Below are 17,134 nucleotides of genomic sequence, written 5' to 3'. Positions count from 1 at the left end.
CAGTCGGGGCGCTCCTCCGTGCCAGTAGGCTTCGGCGCGAGAGCTGGAACCCCTGTACCGATGGGGGACATACCTGCCGAGGAGCGCCCCGCATGAGCCTGACCCTGAGGACCATCAGCCGAGAGCAGCATCTGGCGTACATCCAGAGCCTTCCGGCGGCGAGTCACTGCCAGGTTCCGGCGTGGGCCGACGTCAAGACCGAGTGGCGCTCGGAGAGCCTGGGCTGGTTCGACCGGGACGAGCAGCTGGTCGGCGTGGGCCTGGTGCTCTACCGCCAGCTGCCGAAGATCAAGCGGTACCTCGCCTACCTGCCCGAGGGCCCGGTGATCAACTGGTACGCGCCCAACCTGGACGACTGGCTGCGGCCGATGCTGCAGCACCTGAGGAACCAGGGTGCGTTCTCGGTCAAGATGGGCCCGCCCGTCGTGATCCGCCGCTGGGACGCCCAGGCCATCAAGGCGGGCATCCAGGACCCCGAGGTCAAGCGGCTGCGCGACATCGAGGCGACGCACATCGAGCCGCGCGCCTTCGAGGTCTCGGACCGGCTGCGCAAGATGGGCTGGCAGCAGGGCGAGGACGGCGGCGCCGGCTTCGGCGACGTGCAGCCGCGCTACGTCTTCCAGGTGCCGCTGGCCAACCGCTCCCTGGACGACGTCCTCAAGGGCTTCAACCAGCTGTGGCGGCGGAACATCAAGAAGGCCGAGAAGGCCGGCGTCGAGGTCGTCCAGGGCGGCTACGAGGACCTGGCCGAGTGGCAGCGGCTGTACGAGATCACGGCCGTCCGCGACCGCTTCCGGCCGCGCCCGCTGTCGTACTTCCAGCGCATGTGGACCGTCCTCAACAACGAGGACCCCAACCGGATGCGCCTCTACTTCGCCCGGCACAACGGCGTGAACCTCTCCGCCGCCACGATGCTCGTGGTCGGCGGGCACGTCTGGTACTCGTACGGCGCCTCCGACAACATCGGCCGCGAGGTCCGCCCGTCCAACGCCATGCAGTGGCGGATGCTGCGCGACGCCTACGCCATGGGCGCGACCGTGTACGACCTGCGCGGCATCTCGGACTCGCTCGACGAGAACGACCACCTCTTCGGCCTGATCCAGTTCAAGGTGGGCACGGGCGGCGAGGCCGTGGAGTACATCGGCGAATGGGACTTCCCGCTGAACAAGCTGCTGCACAAGGCGCTCGACATCTACATGTCGCGTCGCTGACACCGCGGCGTTCCGTACGCTCGTACGGATCTCTCATCTCTCCCCTCCCGACACCCCACAGCCACAGCCACAGACAGCCAAAGGAAGGGTCCGGACCGGTCATGGCGCTCACCCTGTACGTCGACACCGCTCGCTGGCGGGCGCATCAGAAGTCCGTGATCGACCAGTTCCCGGGGATCATCCCGGTCTGCAAGGGCAACGGCTACGGCTTCGGCCACGAACGCCTCGCGGAGGAGGTCAACCGCTTCGGCGCCGACATGCTCGCGGTCGGCACCACGTACGAGGCGGCCCGGATGAAGGACTGGTTCGGCGGGGACCTGCTGGTGCTGACGCCGTTCCGGCGGGGTGAGGAGCCGGTGCCGCTGCCGGACCGGGTCGTCCGCTCCGTGTCGTCCGTGGACGGTGTGCACGCCCTGGTCGGCGCGCGGGTCGTCATCGAGTGCATGAGCTCGATGAAGCGGCACGGCATCGGGGAGCACGAGCTGGCGCAGCTGCACTCGGCGATAGAGGACGTCCGCCTGGAGGGCTTCGCGCTGCACCTGCCGCTGGACCGCACGGACGGCTCGGACGCCGTCGAGGAGGTCATCGGCTGGATGGACCGGCTGCGGGCCGCGCGGCTCCCGCTGCACACGATGTTCGTCAGCCACCTGCGGGCGGAGGAGCTGGCCCGGCTCCAGCAGCAGTTCCCGCAGACCCGCTTCCGCGCACGGATCGGTACGCGGCTGTGGCTGGGCGACCACGAGGCGACGGAGTACCGGGGCGCGGTCCTGGACGTCACCCGCGTCTCGCGCGGCGACCGCTTCGGGTACCGGCAGCAGCGGGCGGCGTCCGACGGCTGGCTGGTGGTCGTCGCGGGCGGCACCTCGCACGGGGTGGGCCTGGAGGCCCCCAAGGCGATGCACGGTGTGATGCCGCGCGCCAAGGGCGTGGCGCGCGCCGGCCTGGCCACGGTCAACCGCAACCTCTCGCCGTTCGTGTGGGCGGGCAAGCAGCGCTGGTTCGCGGAGCCGCCGCACATGCAGGTGTCGATCCTGTTCGTGCCGGTGGACGCGCAGGAGCCGAAGGTCGGCGACGAGCTGGTCGCCCACCTGCGGCACACCACGACGCAGTACGACCGCCTCGTCGACCGGTAGGACGCCGTACGGGGCGTGGCCCGGGCGCGGGATGCGGCCCGGGCCCTTGCCCCCGCCCGCGCGGTGGCGCGCCCGTCACACCGGCGGCGCGTCCGCCCGCCCCCCGGCGCCCGCCACCGCGGTGCGCCCCTCCTGCGCGGCCTCCTGCGCCACTCGCGCCTTCCGCGCCTTCCGTGCCGCCCTTCCGACCGTGAAGACGTCCTCGGCGCCGTCCAGCACGCCGCCGGAGGGGTCGTCGGACCCGTCCTGCCGTACGGGGTCCCGCTCGGGCCGCAGCGCGTCCCGCACGATCAGCGCGCACAGGTACAGCGTCCCGGCCAGGTGCAGGACGATCGCCACGTGGTAGCCGTCGAGCGGCAGGCCCTGCTTGTGCTCGGTGGTGACGTAGACCAGGTACATCCAGATGCCGAGGAAGTACGCCACCTCGCACGCCTGCCACACGAGGAAGGCGCGCCAGCGCGGCCGGGCCAGGGCGGCCAGCGGGATCAGCCACAGCACGTACTGCGGCGAGTAGACCTTGTTCGTGAGGATGAAGGCCGCCACGACGAGGAACGCCAGCTGCGCGAAGCGCGGGCGGCGCGGGGCGGCCAGCGCCAGCGCGGCGATCCCGGCGCAGGCCAGCAGCATCAGCACGCTCGACGTCGTGTTGACCGTCTCGATGCGCAGGTCGAGGCCGAAGCGCTGGGTGAGGACCAGCCAGAAGGAACCGAAGTCGACGCTCCGCTCCTGGCTGAAGACGTAGAACCGCTTCCAGCCCTCCGGGGCGAGCACCATGACCGGCAGGTTCACCACCAGCCACGCTCCCGCCGCGCCGAGCAGCGCCGCGGCGAACCGCCGCCACTTCCCGGCGCGCCAGCAGAGCACCAGGAGCGGTCCGAGCAGCAGGAAAGGGTAGAGCTTCGCGGCCGTGGCCAGGCCCAGCAGCACACCGGACGCCAGGGCGCGGCCACGGCTCCACATGAGCATCGCCGCGGCGGTCAGCGCGATGGCGAGCAGGTCCCAGTTGATCGTGGCGGTCAGCGCGAAGGCGGGAGCGAGGGCGACCAGCAGCGCGTCCCACGGGCGCCGCCGGTGCGTGCGCGCGACGCACACGGCGATGACCGCCGTGCAGGCGAGCAACATGCCGGCGTTGACCAGCCAGTACATCTGCTCCCGGTACTGCAGGTCCCCGCCGCCCGGCGTCAGCCAGGCCGCGACCTGCATGAACGCCCCGGTGAGCACCGGGTACTCCAGGTACTGCATGTCACCGGAGAAGCGGTCGAAGTACGGGACGAGCCCGTCGGAGAAACCGCGCGCGGCGAACAGGTGCGGGATGTCGGAGTAGCAGGCGTGGGTGTACTGGGACGCGGCCCCCCGGAACCAGGCCCAGTTGTAGCAGGGCAGCTTCTGCACCATGCCGAGGGCGAACGTGCCGAGGGCGACGAGTACGACGACCCGCACCGGGGTGAGCGGGTCGGTACCGAGCCGGGCGCGGCGGCCGACGGGACCGCCGATCACCTCGCTGCCCGTGGCGGCGACCTCGTCCTCGCGGGTGGGGCACACGACGGGCCGCCCGTCGTGGGGGACGCGCGGCTGCGGTGGCGTCTGCTGTGGGCTCGGCATGGGGGACATCCTGCCGTACGGCCCCGCCGAAACGCCGGGGACCGCCGCACCCCGGCCTAGGGCCGCCATACCCGAACGGACGGCCGCGGGCCTGGGCCGAGGCCCGGGCCGTCCGTATCCGAAGGCCGCCGCGCCGGCACCCCGCTCCGTCGTGCCCGGAAACGGCGAAGGCCGCCGCACCCGGTGTGCGCGCGCGTGGTGCGCGTACGGGGTGCGGCGGCCCTCGGCGTCCGGTGCCCGGTACGGGACCGGACTGCGGGGTCACCCGTGGGGGCGGGGAGCGGCGGCGCCGGCCGCCGGATCAGCCGAACCAGCCGCCCGGAGTGCCTCCGCTGCCGCCGCTGCCGTTCCCGTTGCCGTTGCCTCCGGTCCCGGGGGACGGGCTCGTCTCACCGCCCTCGGTGGTGCCGCCGTCGGTGGTGCCGCCGTCGGTGCTGCCGGTCGTTCCTCCGCCGTCGGCGCCTCCCGTCATGCCGCCGTCGGTGGTGCCGCCCGTGGGCGGCTCGCAGTCCCAGTCGAACGGGTCGCAGGACTTGCCCGGCTTCTCCGGCTCCTTGGACCTGCTCGGGGACGGGGACGGCGACGGGGAGGTGGACGGCGACGGGGACGGCGAGGGCGAGCTGGACGGCGACGGCTCCGGGCTCTTGGCGCCGCCGCCGTACACGGGCTCGGCGTCCAGCGGCTCCGGCGCCGGGAACTGCTTGACCTCCAGGCCCTTGTGGACCTCGGTCATGTACGCCTTCCAGATCTCGGACGGGAAGGACGAGCCGTGGACCTTCTCGCGGCCACCCGTGCCGAACATCTCCTCGAACTTGCGGTCCTTGTTGGAGGCGTCGTCGTCCAGGCGGTACATGTCGATCGCCGTCACGAGCTGCGGGGTGTAGCCGACGAACCAGGCGGACTTGTTGCCGTCCGTGGTACCGGTCTTGCCGGCCGACGGACGGTCGGGGAGGCGCGCCTTCTTGCCGGTGCCCTTCTCCACGACGTCGACCAGCACGTCGGTGATGTTGCTGCTGACGGCGGTCGTGAACGCCCGCGTCGGCTTGTCCTCGTGCTTGTAGATGGCGATGCCGTTCTTCTTCACCTCGGTGACGGAGTACGGATCGCGCTGCTCGCCGTTGGAGGCGAAGGTGCCGTAGGCGGCGGCCATGCGGATGGCGCTCGGGTCGGAGATGCCGATGGAGAACGACGGCACGTCGCCCTGGGCGAGGCTGCCCTTGAGGAGGCCGGCCCTGATGGCCGTCTCCCGGACCTGCGGGATGCCGATGTCCATGCCGAGCTGCACGAACGGCGAGTTCGCCGAGTGGATCATCGCCTCGCGCAGGTCGATGTTGTCGTAGTCGGCATCGTCGTCGTTGACCTGGAGCCACTCCTTGTTGTTCTCGTCGCGCCAGATGGAGCCGTCGTACCTGCGGATCTTCAGCTTGTTCTTGCCGCTGTAGATCGCGGTGTCGGGGTCGATGACCGTGCGGTCCTCGGGCCCCTGCTGCTCACCCTTGCGCGGGTCCCGGACGCCGTGCGTCATGCCGGCGGCGAGGACGAACGGCTTGAACGTCGAGCCGACCTGGGCGCCGGTCTGGTCGGCGTTGTTGGTGAAGTGCTTCGTCGCGTCGGCGCCGCCGTAGATGGCCTCGATGGCGCCCGTGCTCGGGTTGACGGAGGCGCCGCCGAACTCGACGTGGGTGTCGGTGTCGGGGCGCTTCTCCGGGTCGATGTGCTTGTCGTAGACGTCCTTGACGGTCTTTGCGAGGGCGTCGACCTTCTTCTTGTCGAAGGTCGTCGAGATCTCGTAGCCGCCCTTGGTGAGGTCCTCCGCGGTGATGCCCTGGTCGTTGTTGTTGATGAAGTAGGCCTTGGCGAGGTCCACCAGGTAGCCGATCTGACCGCCCAGCTTCGCCTGCTTCTGCGGCGGGTCGGGGTCGGGGAACTTCATTCCGGCGCGATCGGCGGCGGGCAGCGACCCGTCCTTCACCATCTCGTCGAGGATCCAGTTCCAGCGCTTCGTCGCCCGGTCGAGGTTGGCCTGGGGGGTCGCCTTGGGGTCGATCTCGGGCGCGCCCGCGGGGTCGTAGTACGTCGACCCCTTGAGCAGGGAGGCGAGGAACGCGCACTCCTCGACCGAGAGGTCCGCGGCGTTCTTGCCGTAGTAGGTGCGGGCCGCCGCCTGGAGACCGTAGGCGCCCCGGCCGAAGTACGAGGTGTTCAGGTAACCCCGCATGATCTCCTTCTTGGACAACTCGTTGTTGACCCTGATGGAGATGAACATTTCCTTGAACTTCCGGTCCAGCGTCTGCGACTGGTTGTTGAGCCGGTTGTTCTTGACGTACTGCTGGGTGATGGTCGAGCCGCCCTGGGTCTCGCCGCCCGTCGCCATGTTGAACAGGGCGCGGCCGATGCCCATCGGGTCGATGCCGGAGTCGGTCCAGAAGGTCTTGTTCTCGGCGGAGACCACGGCGTCCTGCATCGCCTGGGGGATCTCGGTGTAGGCGATGATCTGCCGGTTCACCTCACCGCCCGTGGCGGCCATCTGCGTGCCGTCCGACCAGTAGTAGACGTTGTTCTGCGCCGTCGCGGCCTTGGCCGGGATCGGCAAAGCCACCATCGTGTAGGCGAGCGTCGCGCCGCCCATCAGCAGCACGGCGAAGCCGAGGGCCAGCCCGCTCACGAGCTTCCATGACGGCACCCACCGGCGCCAGCCGTACTTGTCGTGGCGCGGATAGTCGATCAACCGCTTCTTGCCGGGGTGGCCGTCACCCGGCCCCCGGCCCCCGCGGCCTCCGCTGCCGGTGCCGCGGCGCCCACCGCCACGACCCCCGGCGCCACCCGCGCCCACGCCCTCGGGGACGCGCCGCCGGCCCCCGCGCTGCGCCGCGCGCCGGGCCTCGGCACGGCCGCCGTAGGGCCGTGCCTCGCCGTACGGCTCGGAAGGGGATCCTGTACTGACATCCCGCGCCGGGGCCGGCCCGCGGCCGGGCGGCTGGGCAGCGCGCCGGGCCGCGGCGCGGCCGCCACCCTGCGGCTGCGGCGGTTTACGACGGTGCTCGCTCATCGAACGACTACTCCTCGGGCAGGCGATGACGCCTGGAAGCGGCAGCTGAGTTCCGGTCCCCCCGAAATGGCTGGGGCGCGCCCGCCGGGGCGCCCGCCATGCATCCACGACGATGACGTTCCCCCGTCGTCCCGTGGTTCCCGGTGGTATGCATGCCGCACAGACTACGCACGGCGAAAACCCCTCTTGAGCCGAACTTCCGCCCAAATCAGGCAACTCGCTGATGCGAATCGCCGATGTGACGCCGTTCACCATCACCCTACTTGTCGACAAGGGTGCACCGTTCTATCGTCATGATGTATCGAACCGATACATCAGGGCGGCATAAAGAGCGACACGGAGGAGGAGGCGGCTGATGAGCAGGCGCTCCGGCATCCTGGAGTTCGCCGTCCTCGGTCTGCTCCGAGAAGCTCCGATGCACGGATACGAGCTGCGCAAGCGGCTCAACACCTCGCTGGGCATCTTCCGCGCCTTCAGCTACGGCACCCTCTACCCCTGCCTCAAGACACTGGTCGCAAACGGCTGGCTGATCGAGGAGCCGGGCAGTGCCCCCGAGGACGCTCTCGCCGCCTCCCTCTCAGGACGACGCGCGAAGATCGTCTACCGGTTGACCGCCGAAGGTAAGGAGCACTTCGAGGAGCTCCTGTCCCACACGGGGCCGGACTCCTGGGAGGACGAGCACTTCGCGGCCCGTTTCGCCTTCTTCGGGCAGACGGAGCGCGAGGTGCGAATGCGGGTGCTGGAAGGGCGCCGCAGCCGTCTCGAGGAGCGGCTGGAGAAGATGCGCGCCTCGCTGGCGCGCACCCGCGAGCGCCTGGACGACTACACGCTCGAACTCCAGCGGCACGGCATGGAGTCCGTGGAGCGCGAGGTGCGCTGGCTCAACGAGCTCATCGAGAGCGAGCGGGCGGGCCGGGATCAGCGACGATCCGGCCCGGAGTCGCCTGCGGGCCCCGCGGAGCAGCACAACACATCTGGAGAGACGGGCGGCCTGCCCCGGCACGGGGGCAGTACCCGGCCGGATCCGTCCGACGACACCACCAAGTGAACCCCCGCGCAGCGCAGGGGTTCGTCGAGAACAAACAGGGAGCAACCGGAATGGGTTCGGTTCGCGTAGCCATCGTCGGCGTGGGCAACTGCGCCGCCTCGCTGGTGCAGGGCGTCGAGTACTACAAGGACGCCGACCCGGCGGGCAAGGTGCCGGGGCTGATGCACGTCCAGTTCGGCGACTACCACGTGCGGGACATCGAGTTCGTGGCCGCCTTCGACGTGGACGCGAAGAAGGTGGGCCTGGACCTCGCCGACGCCATCGGCGCCAGCGAGAACAACACCATCAAGATCTGCGACGTGCCGTCCACCGGTGTGACGGTCCAGCGCGGCCACACCCTGGACGGGCTCGGCAAGTACTACCGCGAGACCATCGAGGAGTCCGCCGAGGAGCCGGTCGACATCGTCCAGGTCCTGAAGGACCGGCAGGTCGACGTCCTCGTCTGCTACCTCCCGGTCGGCTCCGAGGACGCCGCGAAGTTCTACGCGCAGTGCGCCATCGACGCCAAGGTCGCCTTCGTCAACGCCCTCCCGGTGTTCATCGCCGGCACCAAGGAGTGGGCCGACAAGTTCACCGAGGCCGGTGTGCCCATCGTCGGCGACGACATCAAGTCGCAGGTCGGCGCCACCATCACGCACCGCGTCATGGCGAAGCTCTTCGAGGACCGGGGCGTCGTCCTGGACCGCACGATGCAGCTGAACGTCGGCGGCAACATGGACTTCAAGAACATGCTCGAGCGCGACCGGCTGGAGTCCAAGAAGATCTCCAAGACGCAGGCCGTCACCTCCCAGATCCCCGACCGGGACATGGGCGAGCGCAACGTCCACATCGGCCCCTCCGACTACGTGGCCTGGCTCGACGACCGCAAGTGGGCCTACGTCCGCCTTGAGGGCCGCGCCTTCGGCGACGTCCCGCTGAGCCTGGAGTACAAGCTCGAGGTGTGGGACTCCCCGAACTCGGCGGGTGTCATCATCGACGCCCTGCGCGCCGCGAAGATCGCCAAGGACCGGGGCATCGGCGGTCCGATCCTCTCCGCGTCCTCGTACTTCATGAAGTCCCCGCCGGTCCAGTACTTCGACGACGAGGCCCGTGAGAACGTCGAGAAGTTCATCAAGGGCGAGGTCGAGCGCTAGGACGTCCGCCCGGGACACCCTCCCGCGGCCTGGGAGCGGGTCTGACCGGGCCCCTCCTGAGACCGTGCAAAGGAGGCTGGTCCACCAGGTGTTGAGGCCCCCGTGGCGTGTGCCCGGGGGCCTCACCGTGTGTGAGGCTTGCTGCCATGCCCGTCGTACGTGATCTGCGCGTACTCCTGCGCCTGACGAACTTCCGCCGTCTCTTCGCCGTCCGGCTCCTCTCCCAGGGCGCCGACGGCGTGTACCAGGTCGCGCTCGCCACGTACGTCGTCTTCTCACCGGAACGGCAGGCCACGCCCGGCGCGATCGCCTCCGCCATGGCGGTGCTCCTGCTCCCGTACTCCCTGGTCGGGCCGTTCGCCGGCGTGCTCCTGGACCGCTGGAGCCGCCGCCAGGTCTTCCTGTACGGCAACCTGCTCCGGGCCGCCCTGGCCTCGGGCACCGCCCTGCTGGTCCTCGCTTCGGTGGCGGACTGGCTCTTCTACGCCTCCGCCCTCGCCGTGACCGCCGTCAACCGCTTCGTCCTGGCGGGGCTCTCGGCCGCCCTCCCACGCGTCGTCGACGGCGACCGCCTCCTGGTCGCCAACGCGCTCACCCCGACCGCCGGCACCCTCGCCGCGACCGCAGGTGGCGGGCTCGCCTTCCTGGCGCGGCTGGTGGCCGACGGCTCCGACGCCGCCGTGGTCCTGCTGGGCGCGGCGCTCTACCTCGCGTCGGCGCTCGCCTCACTCCGTCTGGGCCGCGAACTCCTCGGTCCCGACCCGGATGTCAGGGTGCCCCGGCTCGGGGCGGCCCTGGCCTCGACCGCACGGGGCCTGTGGAGCGGGCTGCGCCACCTGGCCGGGCGGCGCCCCGCGGCACGGGCGCTGGGTGCGATGGCGCTCGCCCGGTTCTGCTACGGGGCGCTGACCGTCATGGTGCTGATGCTCAGCCGATACGCGTGGGCGGGGGACGAGTCCGACGGGCTGGCCCTGCTGGGGATCGCCGTCGCGGTCTCCGGGGCCGGGTTCTTCCTCGCCGCCGTGGTCACCCCCTGGGCGGCGGCCCGGTGGGGCACGGTCGGCTGGATGGCCGCGTGCGCCGCCGCGGCCGCCGTGCTGGAGCCCGCCCTGGGGCTGCCCTTCGCCCCCGTGCCCACCATGGTGGCCGCCTGCGTCCTGGGCTTCACCACGCAGGCGACGAAGATCTCCACGGACACCGTGGTCCAGCGGACCGTCGACGACGCCTACCGCGGGCGGATCTTCGCGCTCTACGACATGCTCTTCAACGTCGCGTTCGTCGCCGCCGCCGGAGTGGCCGCCCTGATGCTGCCCCCGGACGGCCGCTCACCCGCGCTGATCGTCTTCGTCGCCTGCCTGTACGCGCTGAGCGCTGCCATGCTGTGGCGCCGTCGGCGCACATGACCTGGGGCGCTGTTTCACGTGAAACAGCGCCCCAGGCGATGACCTCAGCGGCCGTGTTTCACGTGAAACACGGCCGCGCGTCCGGTCAGCTCTGCTGCTCGGCCCACCACTCCTTGAGCGCGGCGACGGCGTCGTCGTGCTCCATCGGGCCGTTCTCCAGCCGCAGCTCCAGCAGGTGCTTGTACGCCCGTCCCACCGCCGGACCCGGCTTGATCCCCAGCACGTCCTGGATCTGGTTGCCGTCCAGGTCCGGGCGGATGGAGTCCAGCTCCTCCTGCTCCTGGAGCTGGGCGATCCGCTGCTCCAGTCCGTCGTAGGCTCGTGAGAGCGCGCCGGCCTTGCGCTTGTTGCGGGTCGTACAGTCGGAACGGGTCAGCTTGTGAAGCCTCGCCAGCAACGGCCCGGCGTCGCGGACGTAGCGCCGGACGGCCGAGTCGGTCCACTCCCCGGTCCCGTAGCCGTGGAAGCGCAGATGCAGCTCCACCAGCCGCGAGACATCCTTGATCATCTCGTTGGGGTACTTCAGCGCGGTCAGCCGCTTCTTGGTCATCTTCGCGCCGACCACCTCGTGGTGGTGGAAGGAGACCCGGCCGTCCGGCTCGAAGCGCCGGGTGCGGGGCTTCCCGATGTCGTGCAGGAGCGCCGCGAGGCGCAGCACCAGGTCGGGGCCGTCCTCCTCCAGGCCGATGGCCTGCTCCAGCACGATCAGCGAGTGCTCGTACACGTCCTTGTGCCGGTGGTGCTCGTCGCTCTCCAGCCGCAGGGCCGGCAGCTCGGGCAGGACGCGGTCGGCGAGCCCGGTGTCCACGAGCAGCGTCAGCCCCTCGCGGGGGTGCGCCGAGAGGATCAGCTTGTTCAGCTCGTCCCGCACGCGTTCGACGGAGACGATGTCGAGGCGCTCGGCCATCTCCGACATCGCCGTGACGACCTCGGGCGCGACCTCGAAGCCCAGCTGAGCGGCGAAGCGGGCCGCGCGCATCATCCGCAGCGGGTCGTCGGAGAAGGACTCCTCCGGTGTGCCCGGCGTGCGCAGCACCCGTGCGGCGAGGTCCTCCAGGCCGCCGTGCGGGTCGATGAACTCCTTCTCCGGGAGGGCCACGGCCATCGCGTTGACGGTGAAGTCACGGCGGACCAGGTCTTCCTCGATCGAGTCGCCGTACGAGACCTCGGGCTTGCGGGAGGTGCGGTCGTACGCCTCGGAGCGGTACGTCGTCACCTCGATCTGGTAGCCGTCCTTCTGCGCCCCGACCGTGCCGAACGCGATCCCGACCTCCCAGACCGCCTCCGCCCACGGGCGGACGATCTTCAGTACGTCCTCGGGGCGGGCGTCGGTCGTGAAGTCGAGGTCGTTGCCGAGCCTGCCGAGCAGAGCGTCCCGTACCGAGCCGCCGACCAGGGCGAGGCGGAACCCGGCCTCCTGGAAACGGCGGGCGAGGTCGTCGGCGACAGGTGACACGCGCAGCAGCTCGCTGACCGCGCGGCGTTGCACCTGGCTCAGGGCAGTCGGGTTGTCTTCGTTGGCGTTCGGCACAACAGAACAGGGTACGGGTCGCCGCCACGGGCGGCCTCCCCGTTTCACCCCGGCCCGGCCGTGCTCCCCGGCCGCTTGCGTCGACTCCCCAGCACTTCGCGGCCCCGCGTCTCGTTACCATGCGTGGACGCGGGAACCGGCAGGGACCGACGGCACCAGACGACGAGGACGGACGAGCGCGTGGCCGAGGCGGCAGACTTCCAGGGCATCGATCCCTCCCCTGCCCGTCACCTGCTACGGCGGGCCGCCGCGGCCGTCGCCGCCCTGCCCCTCCTGGTGGGGCTGGTAGCCCCCGCCGCGCACGCCGTCGCGGCGGCCCCGGCCACGCACACCGCCGCGGCGGCGACCGGATCCCGCACCGTGACTGTGTCCCTGGACACAGTCACACCGAGCGCGCCGGTGAAGGGGGACGTCCTCACGCTGAGCGGCACCGTGACCAACAAGGGCAGGGAGACGGTGCGGCAGGCGCGGGTCGACGTGCACCTCGGCGAACGGCTCTCCAGCCGCGGCGCGATCGAGGACGTCGCGCGGCGCACCGGGTTCTCCGAAGGCAGGGAAGGCGAGCCCCTCGGCGGGGCGTACGCGGTGCCGCTCGCGGAGATCCCGTCCGGGGCCAGCCGGGAGTTCTCCATCGCCGTACCGGTCGACAAGCTGGGCGTGGACGACGCGGGTGTGTACCCGCTCGGGGTCTCCTTGTCCGGGCAGACACCGAGCGACCCCTACGACCAGGTCCTCGGCGCCGGCCGGACCTTCCTGCCCTGGCAGCCGGCCGCCGCGAAGAGCAAGACGCAGCTCACGGTCATGTGGCCGCTGGTCTCCTCCGCCCACCTGTCCGCCGAGACCGGCTCCGACGACCAGCAGACCCCGCTCTTCGAGAGCGACGCGCTGGCGGCGGAGCTGGCGCCGGGCGGCCGGCTGGAGCGTATGGTCACGCTCGGCGCCGAGCTGCCCGTCACCTGGGTCGTCGACCCGGACCTGCTCGCCACCGCCGAGGCGATGACCCGCGACTACCAGGTCCGGAGCGGGGACACGACCGTGCCCGGGCGGAACCAGGCCGTCGCCAAGCAGTGGCTGAACGCCCTCGACAAGGCGGTGCAGGGCGACAAGGTGATCGCTTTGCCCTACGGCGACCCCGACCTCGCGTCGCTCGCCCATCGGGGCAAGCGGATCTCCGGCTCCCTCAGCCACCTCCGGCCGGCCACCGAGCTGGCCGTGTCGACGGTGGAGACGATCCTCCACGTGAAACCGTCCGTCGAGTACGCCTGGCCCGCGAACGGCGCGCTGGACCCGTCGATCGTGGACGTGGCGACGTCCGCCGGCGCGGACAAGGTGATCGCCCGCAGCGACAGCATGCGGGAACACCTCTCGTACACGCCGAACGCGGCGCGGCCGATCGGCGGCGGGACGACCGCCGTCGTGACCGACGCCGTGCTGTCCACGGCCTTCGAGGGGGACATGACCCGTGCGGGCGCCTCCACGGCGGCCGTGCAGAGGTTCCTCGCGCACACTCTCGCGGTCACCCACGAGCGTCCGGGGACGGGCCGCAGCGTCGTGGTCGCCCCGCAGCGGATGCCGACGGCCTCGCAGGCGGAGTCCATGGCGAGCGCCCTGCGGGCGCTGGGGGACGAGCGGTGGTCGCAGGGCTCGGACCTGGTCACCGCCACGACCGCCAAGCCCGACCCCAAGGCGACGACGAACGTGCCCTCCGCCCGGCAGTACCCCCGGGCGCTCAGCCGGCAGGAGCTGCCGGAAACGGTGTTCCAGCAGGTGCGCACCACCCAGGACACCCTGGACAACTTCAAGGTCATCCTCACCGCCGCCTACCGGGTCGTCACGCCCATCGGGAACGCGATCAAGCGGGAGATGTCCACCTCGTGGCGGGGCCGCCCGCAGGAGGCCGCCGCGTACGGGCAGGGGGTCCAGACCCATCTGCAGAGCCTCACCGGCGAGGTGAAGCTGATCGACAAGTCGGACCTCACCCTCTCGGGGCGCAGCGCCACGATCCCGGTGACCGTGCAGAACCAGCTGGTGCAGGGCGTCGACCACCTGGTACTGCGGCTGACGTCCAAGAAGCCCACGCGACTGAAGCTCAACGACGGCGAGGCGGCCGCCGAGCTGCCCGTACGCGTCGCGGGCGGCCACAGCCAGTCCGTGAAGTTCACGGCCTCCGCCAACGCCAACGGCCCCGTCCCCGTCGAGGCGCAGTTGTACACGGAGGACGGCCGGCCCTACGGCCAGCCCATGCAGTTCACCGTGAAGGTCTCCGAGATCACGTCGACCGTGATGCTCGTCATCGCCGGGGGCGTGCTGCTCCTGGTCCTCGCCGGTGTCAGGATGTACAGCCAGCGCAAGCGTGCCGCGGCACGGGGCGACGATGCCGAGGCGACTGCCGCTGCCCAGGGCCCGGAAGCGGCCGAGGACGCCGATCCCGCCCCGTCCGTCGCGGACAGCGACGATCCGGTGCAGCCGAGTGACCCCGCGACGGACACCGGACGGCAAAGCGCGGACCCGTCGGGCCCGGGTGAGAAAGTGGAGCATTGAGCGATGTCGTGGCCGGCCGGCCGGGGACGATGAGGTGGGGTAACCATGAACGCGCCGTACGACGGTGACCGCAGTCAGGGCGCGGGTGGCGGCAGTGTGCCGCCGGACGGGACACCGTCCGCCCCCGTGCCGGGGCCGGTACCGGCCGCCGACGTGCCGCACCCGCAGGGGCACCACCCCCACCCGGACCGCGACCAGGCCCCGTACCCGCAGGGCCCCTACGCCCACGGCGCCTACGCACAGGACATGTACGCGCAGACGCCGGACCAGCAGGCCCAGGCCCCCCACGCGCAGGACCCCTACCTCCAGGACGCCTACACCCACGATCCGTACCGCTCCCACGACCTCTCCTCGCAGGACCCGGTCGGCGAGGCGCTCTACGACCGGGCGGCACACCCGCCACCCCCGCCCGGCACCTACGAGGAGCCCCGCCCCCTCTACCAGCAGCCCGCCGCGCCCCCCTACGCGCCGGACCCGCGGGTGTGGGCGCAGACACCGGCCCCCGAGCCCTCCGGCCCCTCCCGCCACCTCCCGTACGGCGACGACGCGCGGACGGTGCAGTTCACCGGCGTGGACGACCTGGTGACGCACGCCGCCGACGACCAGCCGGCCCCCGACGCCTTCGCCCACCTGTACCGGGACCAGCAGGTCCAGGGGCGGCAGGCGACGGCCGTCCCGGTCGCCGAGCCGGTGGAGCCGCCGGCGCCCGCGGAGCCGGTGGCGCCGGCACCGCCGGAGAAGGCGGGGGGCAAGGGCGGGGGACTGCTGAAGTCGAGCGCCCTGATGGCGGCGGGCACCCTGGTGTCGCGGCTCACCGGCTTCCTCAAGACCCTGGTCATCACCGGCGCCCTGGGCGCGGCGCTGCTCGGTGACGCGTTCACGGTCGCCTCCACCCTGCCGACGATGATCTACATCCTGACCGTGGGCGGCGGACTCAACTCGGTGTTCGTGCCCCAGCTCGTCCGCTCCATGAAGAACGACGAGGACGGCGGCGAGGCGTTCGCGAACCGGCTGCTGACCCTGGTGATGGTCGCGCTCGCCGCGATCGTGGGCGTCGTCGTGTTCCTGGCGCCGCTGCTGGTCCACGCGATGTCGCCGACCATCGCCAACGACCCCGACGCCAACAGCGTCGCCGTCACCTTCGCCCGGTTCTGCCTGCCCACCATCTTCTTCATGGGCGTGCACGTGGTGATGGGTCAGATCCTCAACGCGCGCAACCGCTTCGGCGCCATGATGTGGACGCCGGTCCTCAACAACATCGTCGTCATCTTCACCTTCGGCCTGTTCATCTGGGTCTACGGTTCCTACTCCGAGACGAAGATGGACGTCACCGTCATCCCCGACGAGGGCGTCCGGCTGCTCGGCGTCGGCATGCTGCTCGGTCTCGTCGTCCAGTCGCTGGCGATGATCCCGTACCTGCGGGAAGCGGGCTTCCGCTTCCGCCCGCGCTTCGACTGGAAGGGCCAGGGCCTCGGCAAGACGCTCAAGCTGGCCAAGTGGACGGTCCTGTTCGTCCTCGCCAACCAGGCCGGCGTCGTCGTCGTGACGCAGCTCGCCACGGCCGCCGGCAAGGCGTCCGGCACGGCCGGCGCGGGCATCCTCGCCTACTCCAACGCCCAGCTGATCTGGGGCATGCCGCAGGCCATCATCACGGTCTCCGTCATGGCCGCACTGCTGCCCCGTCTCTCCCGCGCCGCGCACGACAACGACCCCGGCGCCGTCCGGGACGACATCTCGCACGGCCTGCGCAACTCGGCCGTCGCCATCGTGCCGGTCTCCTTCGGCTTCCTCGCGCTCGGCGTGCCGCTGTGCACCCTGCTCTACGCCTCCAGCGGCCAGCAGGCGGCAACGGGCATGGGCTTCATGCTGATGGCCTTCGGCCTCGGCCTGATCCCGTACTCCGTGCAGTACGTCGTCCTGCGCGGCTTCTACGCCTACGAGGACACGCGCACCCCCTTCTACAACACGGTCATCGTGGCGGCCGTCAACGCCGGTGCCTCCGCGCTCTGCTACCTGCTGCTGCCGCCCCGCTGGGCCGTCGCCGGAATGGCCGCGAGCTACGGCATGGCGTACATGGTCGGCGTCGGCGTCGCCTGGCGGCGGCTGCGCAACCGGCTCGGCGGCGACCTCGACGGCGCCCACGTCGTCCGGACGTACGCCCGCCTCTGCATGGCATCGGTCCCGGCGGCGCTGGTCGCCGGCGCCGTCGCCTGGGGCATCCTCGGCGTCCTCGGCATGGGCGCGCTGGGCTCCGTCGTGGCGCTCGCCGCCGGCGGCGTCGCCCTGGTCGGCGTGTTCTTCGTGGCGGCGCGGAAGATGCGGATCGAGGAGCTCAACGCCATGGTCGGCATGGTCCGGGGACGTCTCGGCCGCTAGAAGAAGGGGGGTGCCGCACAACCATCGCCGCCCATCGCGTGTCGTGCATAGCGGTGGACTGTGGGCACAATTGGCATGGCTGCTGGATATGGCGCATCGGATGGGGA

Annotated in this window: 10 protein-coding genes; 7 read left to right on the top strand and 3 right to left on the bottom strand. The window is 71.1% G+C overall.

Going from position 1 to position 17,134, the window contains the following annotated elements:
- The first annotated feature begins 92 nt into the window (after window positions 1-92).
- Window positions 93-1,211 carry a lipid II:glycine glycyltransferase FemX gene (locus CP974_RS14955; RefSeq protein ID WP_031128032.1) on the top strand — a complete coding sequence of 373 codons (1,119 nt, stop codon included), beginning with the start codon at window positions 93-95 and terminating at the stop codon, window positions 1,209-1,211.
- 101 nt (window positions 1,212-1,312) lie between these two features.
- On the top strand, window positions 1,313-2,344 hold the full coding sequence (locus tag CP974_RS14950) for an alanine racemase (RefSeq protein WP_031128033.1): 1,032 nt from the start codon (window positions 1,313-1,315) through the stop codon (window positions 2,342-2,344).
- A 75-nt stretch (window positions 2,345-2,419) separates the two neighbouring features.
- Here the strand turns inward: CP974_RS14950 and CP974_RS14945 are convergent, their stop codons facing one another.
- On the bottom strand, window positions 2,420-3,946 hold the full coding sequence (locus CP974_RS14945; RefSeq protein WP_037936201.1) for a glycosyltransferase family 87 protein: 1,527 nt from the start codon (window positions 3,944-3,946) through the stop codon (window positions 2,420-2,422).
- 301 nt (window positions 3,947-4,247) lie between these two features.
- On the bottom strand, window positions 4,248-6,995 hold the full coding sequence (locus tag CP974_RS14940) for a transglycosylase domain-containing protein (RefSeq protein ID WP_031128035.1): 2,748 nt from the start codon (window positions 6,993-6,995) through the stop codon (window positions 4,248-4,250).
- Between the two features lie 355 nt (window positions 6,996-7,350).
- Between CP974_RS14940 and CP974_RS14935 the strand changes: the two genes are divergently transcribed.
- The 3 genes from CP974_RS14935 to CP974_RS14925 all read left to right on the top strand — a co-directional run bounded on the left by CP974_RS14935 (window position 7,351) and on the right by CP974_RS14925 (window position 10,579).
- A complete protein-coding gene (locus tag CP974_RS14935; protein ID WP_031128036.1) occupies window positions 7,351-8,043 on the top strand; it encodes a PadR family transcriptional regulator in 693 nt (230 codons plus the stop codon).
- 50 nt (window positions 8,044-8,093) lie between these two features.
- A complete protein-coding gene (locus CP974_RS14930; protein WP_031128037.1) occupies window positions 8,094-9,176 on the top strand; it encodes an inositol-3-phosphate synthase in 1,083 nt (360 codons plus the stop codon).
- Window positions 9,177-9,322: 146 nt separating this feature from the next.
- Window positions 9,323-10,579: an MFS transporter gene (locus CP974_RS14925; RefSeq protein WP_031128038.1), complete on the top strand. Its 1,257-nt coding sequence runs from the start codon at window positions 9,323-9,325 to the stop codon at window positions 10,577-10,579.
- An 85-nt stretch (window positions 10,580-10,664) separates the two neighbouring features.
- Here the strand turns inward: CP974_RS14925 and CP974_RS14920 are convergent, their stop codons facing one another.
- A complete protein-coding gene (locus CP974_RS14920) occupies window positions 10,665-12,110 on the bottom strand; it encodes a CCA tRNA nucleotidyltransferase (RefSeq protein WP_031128039.1) in 1,446 nt (481 codons plus the stop codon).
- A gap of 180 nt (window positions 12,111-12,290) precedes the next feature.
- On the opposite strand from CP974_RS14920, the gene CP974_RS14915 reads away from it, so the two are divergent.
- Both CP974_RS14915 and murJ read left to right on the top strand, forming a co-directional pair.
- On the top strand, window positions 12,291-14,651 hold the full coding sequence (locus CP974_RS14915; RefSeq protein ID WP_031128040.1) for a DUF6049 family protein: 2,361 nt from the start codon (window positions 12,291-12,293) through the stop codon (window positions 14,649-14,651).
- Between the two features lie 45 nt (window positions 14,652-14,696).
- The gene (gene murJ, locus CP974_RS14910; protein WP_031128041.1) at window positions 14,697-17,027 is read left to right on the top strand and encodes a murein biosynthesis integral membrane protein MurJ; all 2,331 of its coding nucleotides are present in this window, start codon (window positions 14,697-14,699) and stop codon (window positions 17,025-17,027) included.
- Window positions 17,028-17,134 lie beyond the last annotated feature (107 nt).

The sequence above is a fragment of the Streptomyces fradiae ATCC 10745 = DSM 40063 genome, from assembly GCF_008704425.1.
Lineage (GTDB): Bacteria > Actinomycetota > Actinomycetes > Streptomycetales > Streptomycetaceae > Streptomyces > Streptomyces fradiae.
The sequence above is the reverse complement of the archived record's forward strand: the minus strand, read 5'-3'. Positions and strand labels throughout refer to the sequence as shown.

Bases quoted from the DNA above. Each gene is read 5' to 3' on its own strand.
- CP974_RS14945 (WP_037936201.1), bottom strand. From the start codon at position 3,946: ATGCCGAGCCCACAGCAGACGCCACCGCAGCCGCGCGTCCCCCACGAC.
- CP974_RS14940 (WP_031128035.1), bottom strand. From the start codon at position 6,995: ATGAGCGAGCACCGTCGTAAACCGCCGCAGCCGCAGGGTGGCGGCCGC.
- CP974_RS14930 (WP_031128037.1), top strand. From the start codon at position 8,094: ATGGGTTCGGTTCGCGTAGCCATCGTCGGCGTGGGCAACTGCGCCGCC.
- CP974_RS14935 (WP_031128036.1), top strand. From the start codon at position 7,351: ATGAGCAGGCGCTCCGGCATCCTGGAGTTCGCCGTCCTCGGTCTGCTC.
- CP974_RS14925 (WP_031128038.1), top strand. From the start codon at position 9,323: ATGCCCGTCGTACGTGATCTGCGCGTACTCCTGCGCCTGACGAACTTC.
- CP974_RS14950 (WP_031128033.1), top strand. From the start codon at position 1,313: ATGGCGCTCACCCTGTACGTCGACACCGCTCGCTGGCGGGCGCATCAG.
- murJ (WP_031128041.1), top strand. From the start codon at position 14,697: ATGAACGCGCCGTACGACGGTGACCGCAGTCAGGGCGCGGGTGGCGGC.
- CP974_RS14955 (WP_031128032.1), top strand. From the start codon at position 93: ATGAGCCTGACCCTGAGGACCATCAGCCGAGAGCAGCATCTGGCGTAC.